Genomic DNA, 3,317 nt, shown 5'->3' with positions numbered 1-3,317 from the left:
GGTGGAGGCGGCGGCGGAGGCGGTCTGGGCGGCGTGCTCGGCGGCGAGGCGGCTGAGGTCGTCGAGAGTCATGTCGTAGACGACCTCGGCGGCGGCGATCGGCACCGTCGTGGCAACCGCGCCCTGCGGGTAGACGTCGACCCGGGTGTACTCGCCGCCGACCAGCCCGGTCATCCGGTCCGCCGGGCCGACCACCTGGGCCCGGTAGGCGGTGGCACCCGCCACCCACACCGGCACCCCGCCGAGCACGCCCGCCGACGCGTGGTGGGCGTGCCCGGTCAGCACGATCTTCACGTCGCTGCCGGCGAGGACGTCGGCGAGGTTCTGCGGCTCGGCGAGCAGCAGCGTGTTGACCATGGCGATCGGGGAGGGCACAGGCGGGTGGTGCAGGGCCAGCACCGTCCCGGCGGGCGCCGGCGTGGCCAGCTCGTCGGCGAGCCAGCGCAGCTGGGCGGTGCTGAGGAACCCGCCGTGCTGGCCCGGTTCGGTGCTGTCGAGAACGATGATCCGCAGGTCGCCGATCCAGTGTGTGTAGTCGTGCGGCTCGGTGGTCGGCTCCGCGCCGAACAGGCCGTCCCGGAACGGACCACGCGCGTCGTGGTTACCCATGCCGTAGAGGACCGGCACCCCCATCCGGGTGGCGACGGGCTCCACCAGCTCCCGCAGCCGCCGGTAGGCCAGCACGTCGCCACTGTCGGCGAGGTCGCCGGTGAGCAGCAGGACGCTGAACTTCAGCGTGGACGCCTCGAGCTGGTCGAGGACGGCCGACAGCGTGGCGTGGGTGTCGACCTTGCCGTGCAGCAGCTCGCCCGGGCGGACGATGTGGGTGTCGCTGATCTGGATGAGGGTGTGGGTGGGAGTGTGCGCGGTGGGGTCGAGAAGGGGGAGCACGGGTGTCCTTTCGGAGCGGAGGGCGAGTCTCGCGTCAGGCGCCGGCGGCGGGCCGGGCCGCCGGCGCGACGAGGGCGTCCACGAGGCGATCGAGGGCGTGGACCGTGGCGCCATGGGCGAGCAGGTAGCCGCGGGCATCGCCGTGGCGGGCGTGGATGCGGTCGAGCGCGTGCCGGATGAGCTCCGGCGGGCTGGCCAGCAGCGCGGCGGGCAGTTCGGCGCCGTCCGTGGAGGCCCGCGCCGACATGCGTTGCACGGCCGCCGCAGCCTCGTCCCGTAGGAAGTGGGCGGTCAGCGCGAAGTCCTCGGCGATCACCTCGGCCGGCACCCCGGCGAGGTCGAGGACTAGGGCGATGACCAGGCCGGTGCGGTCCTTGCCTGCGCTGCAGTGCACGATCGCGGGCAGCGCCCCGGGTGCGGCGAGCGCGAGGACGGCCGCGGTGAGCCGCTCGCCCCGCTGGTCGACGGTGTAGTCGTAGATGGCGCGCAGATCGCCGCCGGCGCCGGCCGCGTGGACGGTCGCGAGCCCCGCCGCCGCCCCGGCGGCGACCGGCTCGCCGGCCGCCGCTTCGACGGCCGCGCGGGTGGCCGGCACGGTGTAGATGGGCACCCGGCGGTGTTCGACGGCCAGCCGTCCGAGCCGGTCCGGGTCGTGCGTCACCTCGGCGTCCTCGCGCAGGTCGACGACGGTGCGCAGGCCCAGCTGCGCGAGGACCGCCTGACCGGAGCCGTCGAGGCCGCGCAGAGCGCCCGAGCGCAGCAGGGTCCGCCAGCGCAGTCGGCCGCCGTCGGCGGTGCGGTACCCGCCGACGTCCCGCAGGTTGATCGTGCCGGCCAGCGGCAGGTCGCGGCGCGGCTGCGGGCTGCCGGCGACCGCCTCCCCGGTGGTGTCGGTGGTGTCGGTGGTGTCGGTGGCGCCGACGGTGTCGGTGGCCGTCGTGTTCAACGTGGTCACTTCGACGGCATGAGCGAGGTGGCCTGCTTCTGCGCGGCGGCCAAGGTGGAGGCGGGGTTCTTGCCGCCGAAGACGGCGCCTTCGACCGCGGACATCATCGTGTCGCTGATCTGCAGGTAGTTGTCGCCGGGGAAGGACTCCCACGGCTGCAGCTGGGCGAGCTGGTCGAGGTTGGGCTTGATGAGTGGGTTCGCCTTCGCCCAGGCCTGCAGGCCGTTCGGGTCGTCGATCAGCCCGGTGCGCAGCGGCAGGTAGCCGATCTTCGAGGAGATCTGGGTGTAGGCGTGGTCGCTGGTCAGGAACTTGATCAGTTCCCAGGCGGCGCGCTGCTTGGCCGGGTCCTTGCTGAAGATGGCCAGGCCCGAGCCCGAGTTGGTGGGGACGACCGGCTTCGACCCGAACGACGGCTCCTGGGAGGCGGCGAGCTCCCAGTTGTTCGTCTTGGCGCCGGCCATGAACAACCCCTGCACCGCGCTGGTCTCCAGCATCATGCCGAGCTGTCCGCTGCTGAACGCCTTGAACGCCTGCGCCTGGTCCAGATTGGGCATCGCGCCGCTGCGGGACAGGTCGGCCATGGTCGACACCGCCGAAACGGCCGGTGCGTCGGCGAACGGCAGGGACTTGCCGTCCTGGGACAGCACCCGGCCACCCGAGGAACGGACCAGGCTCTGGAAACACCAGACGGCGGCCTTCGTCACACAGTCGACGAGGATGCCGTCCTTGCCGGTCTTCGACTTGATGGCGAGCGCGGCGTTCTTGACGTCGGCCCAGGTCTTCGGCGGATTGGCCGGGTCCAGTCCCGCCTGGGTGAACAGCGTCTTGTTCATCCAGAGCACCGGGGTGGAGAAGACGTAGGGCATCGCGTAGGTCTTGCCGTCGACGTCGCCGAGGGTGCGCGCCTTGGGGGCGAACGGGTGGGCGCCGCCGAAGTTGGCCTGCACGGCGTCCCGTCCGACCAGGGTGTTCAGCGGCTGGGCGCCGAGGCTGCCGGCGACGAACCGCAGCGCGTCGAACGTGACCTGGGCGACGTCCGGCGGGTTGCCGGCGAGCACCTGGTTCTTCACGCTGCTGGTGTAGTCGCCGTTCGGCGTGGTGCCCTGCGGCGGCTGGCCCTTGACGGTGATGTTGGGATGCGCGGCCTCGAAGTCGTGCAGCAGTCCCTCGATGACCGGTTTCCAGGTGCCCGTGCTGGTGAGGTTGTAGCTCTCGAAGACGATGGAGACCTTCTGGTCCGGGGCGAGTTCGGGGATCGTCGCGGTCGTGCCGGAACCGGCGGCGGTCGCACTCGACGGGGTGGACGAGGACGTCGCGCACGCGGATGCCAGCGCGGCGACGAGCACGAGGCCGGTCGCGGCGCGCAGCAGGCGTGGTCGGGCCACGGTGAGGCTCCCTTACGGATCGAGTGGGGCTTGACGGGGGGCCGGGGCGTGCACAGGGCTCGTGTCCCGGCCTGCGAGGGCGGTGTGGCGGG

3 protein-coding genes are annotated in these 3,317 nt (G+C 72.5%); all 3 read right to left on the bottom strand.

What is annotated here, in order from left to right; translation table 11 throughout:
• A partial coding sequence (locus tag NBZ83_RS30990; RefSeq protein WP_261576395.1) for a metallophosphoesterase occupies positions 1 to 891 on the bottom strand: 891 nt, incomplete at its 3' end.
• A gap of 34 nt (positions 892 to 925) precedes the next feature.
• Complete coding sequence (locus NBZ83_RS30985) at positions 926 to 1,837, bottom strand: tyrosine-protein phosphatase (protein WP_261568918.1); 912 nt, start codon at positions 1,835 to 1,837, stop codon at positions 926 to 928.
• 5 nt (positions 1,838 to 1,842) lie between these two features.
• Complete coding sequence (locus tag NBZ83_RS30980) at positions 1,843 to 3,225, bottom strand: ABC transporter substrate-binding protein (RefSeq protein WP_261576394.1); 1,383 nt, start codon at positions 3,223 to 3,225, stop codon at positions 1,843 to 1,845.
• Between the last annotated feature and the right edge of the window lie 92 nt (positions 3,226 to 3,317).

This window comes from Frankia gtarii, from assembly GCF_025403375.1.
Lineage (GTDB): Bacteria > Actinomycetota > Actinomycetes > Frankiales > Frankiaceae > Frankia > Frankia gtarii.
The sequence above is the reverse complement of the archived record's forward strand: the minus strand, read 5'-3'. Positions and strand labels throughout refer to the sequence as shown.